At 73.1% G+C, this 3094-nt stretch carries 2 protein-coding genes; one reads left to right on the forward strand and one right to left on the reverse strand.

What is annotated here, in order from left to right:
• Positions 1-70 precede the first annotated feature (70 nt).
• A complete protein-coding gene (locus AC5LSR_RS10230; RefSeq protein WP_250281126.1) occupies positions 71-847 on the reverse strand; it encodes an enoyl-CoA hydratase/isomerase family protein in 777 nt (258 codons plus the stop codon).
• A gap of 550 nt (positions 848-1397) precedes the next feature.
• Between AC5LSR_RS10230 and glgX the strand changes: the two genes are divergently transcribed.
• The coding region (glgX, locus tag AC5LSR_RS10235; RefSeq protein WP_493468384.1) for a glycogen debranching protein GlgX at positions 1398-3094 on the forward strand (1697 nt) is incomplete at its 3' end.

Genomic DNA, 3094 nt, shown 5'->3' on the forward strand with positions numbered 1-3094 from the left:
TGGTCCGTCCCACCCGCCTGGTCCGCCCGGGCCACGTCCTTGGCCACGTCCTTGGCGTCGTCCATGGTGTTCAGCGGCCGACGAAGTCAGCCTTGCCGGGACCGCGCTCGACGAAGGCGTCCATGCCGATGCGCCTGTCCTGCGTGCCGAACAGGCCGGCGAACAGCGCCGTCTCCAGCCGCAGCCCCTCGGACAGCCCGCCGTCCAGGCCGTCGTCGATCGCCCGCTTGGCCGCCCGCAGCGCGACCGCCGGCCCGTCGACGAACCGGGCGACGAGGGAGCGCGCCTCGGTGTAGACGTCGTCGGGGGCGACCACCCGGTCGGCGAGGCCGATCTCCTTGGCCTCGGTGGCCCGGACCTGCCGGCCGGTGAAGATCAGATCCTTGGCCTTCGCCACCCCGACCAGGCGCGGCAGCCGCTGCGTCCCGCCCGCGCCCGGGATGATGCCGAGCAGGATCTCGGGCTGCCCCGCCTTGACGTTGTCCCCGAAGACCCGGAAGTCGGCGGTCAGGGCGAGCTCCAGGCCGCCGCCGAGGGCGTAGCCGGTCACCGCGGCCACCACCGGCTTCGGGATCCGGGCCACCGCCTCAAACGTGGTGGTCAGGTCAGTCACCCACGTCAGGATCTCCGCGGGGTCCAGCGGAGCCATCTCCTTGACGTCGGCCCCGGCCGCGAACACCTTCGGGCCGCCGTAGATGATGACCGCCCGCACGTCCGCCCGTCTGGTCGCCTCGTCGGCCGCCGCGCGCAGCCCGGCGGTGACCTCGCTGTTGATGACGTTCATCGGGGGCCGATCCAGCCTGATCGTGCCAATACCGCCGTCGACGTCGAACCCCACGACCGCCACCGACCGACCTCCTCGATCATTCCCGGCTCCCGGCGGCGTACGGCACGTCCGTCGCCCCGCCGTTGGCCGACCGTCATCCGCTGATACCCGTGCCGGGCCCGTGACGTCCCGACGGCGCCCCTGATTCAGGCAGCCTAAGCCCTGGCGACTCGATCTTCACGGATACGCGGCGATTACGTTCCCGACACCTTTTGGCGGCGGCGGCGCGTCCGGTGGCCATGACGGCCCGGCCCCCGTCATCGGATGATGATCCGATCCTGCCGGACCGGGCGGTGTCGCTCCTGCTCCGGATGATCCAGCCATGCCGCCCCAGCCTCGCTGGCCCGGCGCCCGCGGCCGGCGGCCCGGCCCCGGCGTCCGCGGTGCCGTTCACTCACAGTCGCCGCCCGTCGGCGGGAGTAACCGGACGGCAGTCACCGGAATCGGGCGCCGGTAACATGCCACGGCTACCGTCACGGAGGTGACGCCACGGTTCCACGTTCGTGACAACATCGACCAGTCCGGCGCCGATCAGCCCGGCGCCGACCGGCCCCGCCCTTCCCGGCCCGGCGTGCCCCGGCCCGGCACAGCCCGGCCCGGGCCCGTGCTGCCCGGGTCCCCCGAGCCGCTGGGGGTCCACTGGGACGGCCGGGGCGTCAACGTCGCGGTGGCGGCCCCGAGCGCGGACGCGGTCGAGATCTGCCTGTTCGACGCCCGGGGCCGGGAGAGCCGCCACCGGCTGCCCGAACGGAACGGCGGGATCTGGTACGGCTACCTGCCCGGAGCCGGACCGGGCCAGCGTTACGGGCTGCGGGCGCACGGGCCCTACGCCCCCGAACGCGGCCTGCGCCACAATCCGGCCAAACTGCTCGTCGACCCCTATGCGCGGATGCTGACCGGTTCCCTCGTCCCGAACCCCGCGATCCACGGTTTCGAGGAGGCCGACCCGTACGCGGCAGGCCCCGACGGGAACGACTCCGCACCCTTCGTCCCGATGTGCGTGGTGGTCGACGGCCGCCGCCGCCCGACCGGGAAGCGCCCGGCCATCCCCTGGCCCGAGACGGTCATCTACGAACTGCACGTGAAGGGGTTCACCCGGACGCATCCGGACGTCCCGCCGGCGCGGCGCGGCACCTACGCGGGCCTGGCCCACCCGGCGGTCATCGACCATCTGCGCGCGCTCGGCGTCACCGCGGTGGAGCTGCTCCCCGTCCACGCGCACGTCCCGGAGCCGGCGCTGTCCCAGCGCGGCCTGACCAACTACTGGGGCTACAACACCGTGGGCTTCTTCGCCCCGCACCCGGGCTACGCGGCCACGGACAACCCGGTGGCCGAGTTCCAGGAGATGGCGGGCGCGTTACACGCGGCCGGGATAGAGGTCATCCTCGACGTGGTGTTCAACCACACCGCCGAAGGCGACGAGCACGGCCCCACCCTGTCGCTGCGCGGCCTGGACAACGCGACCTACTACCGGGTGGACCCGGGCGACCCGCGCCGCTACCGGGACGTCACCGGCTGCGGCAACACGGTGAACACCGCATCCCCGCACGTGGTGAAGATGATCACGGACTCGCTGCGCTACTGGGTCACCGAGATGGGCGTGGACGGGTTCCGCTTCGACCTGGCGACGGCGCTCGCGCGCAGCCCCGACGGCTTCGACCCGGCGGCGCCGCTGCTGACCGCCATCCACGCCGACCCGCTGCTGTCCACCGTCAAGCTCATCGCCGAGCCCTGGGACGTCGGCTGGGGCGGCTACCAGGTGGGCGCGTTCCCGGCGCCATGGGCGGAGTGGAACGGCCGCTACCGGGACACCGTGCGCGCGGCATGGACCCGCGGCGCCTCCACCGTCGCCGACCTGGGCTACCGGATCACCGGCTCCAGCGATCTTTACTACCATTCGGGACGCCGGCCGTGGGCGTCGGTGAACTTCGTCACCGCGCACGACGGCTTCACCCTCGCCGACCTCGTCTCCTACGACCACAAGCACAACGAGGCCAACGGCGAGGACAACCGCGACGGCGACGACCACGGCAACTCGGCGAACTTCGGGGCGGAGGGCCCCAGCGACGACCCGGCCGTGCTGGCCTGCCGGCGGCTGGTCCGCCGCTCGCTGCTGGCGACCCTGCTGCTGTCGGCGGGGGTACCGATGCTGCTCGCCGGGGACGAGTCCGGCCGTTCCCAGGGCGGCAACAACAACGCCTACTGCCAGGACAACGCCATCTCGTGGCTGCGCTGGCCCACCCGCACCGCCCCGGCGCCGGACGGCCC

The sequence above is a fragment of the Protofrankia sp. CiP1_Cm_nod4 genome, from assembly GCF_982290645.1.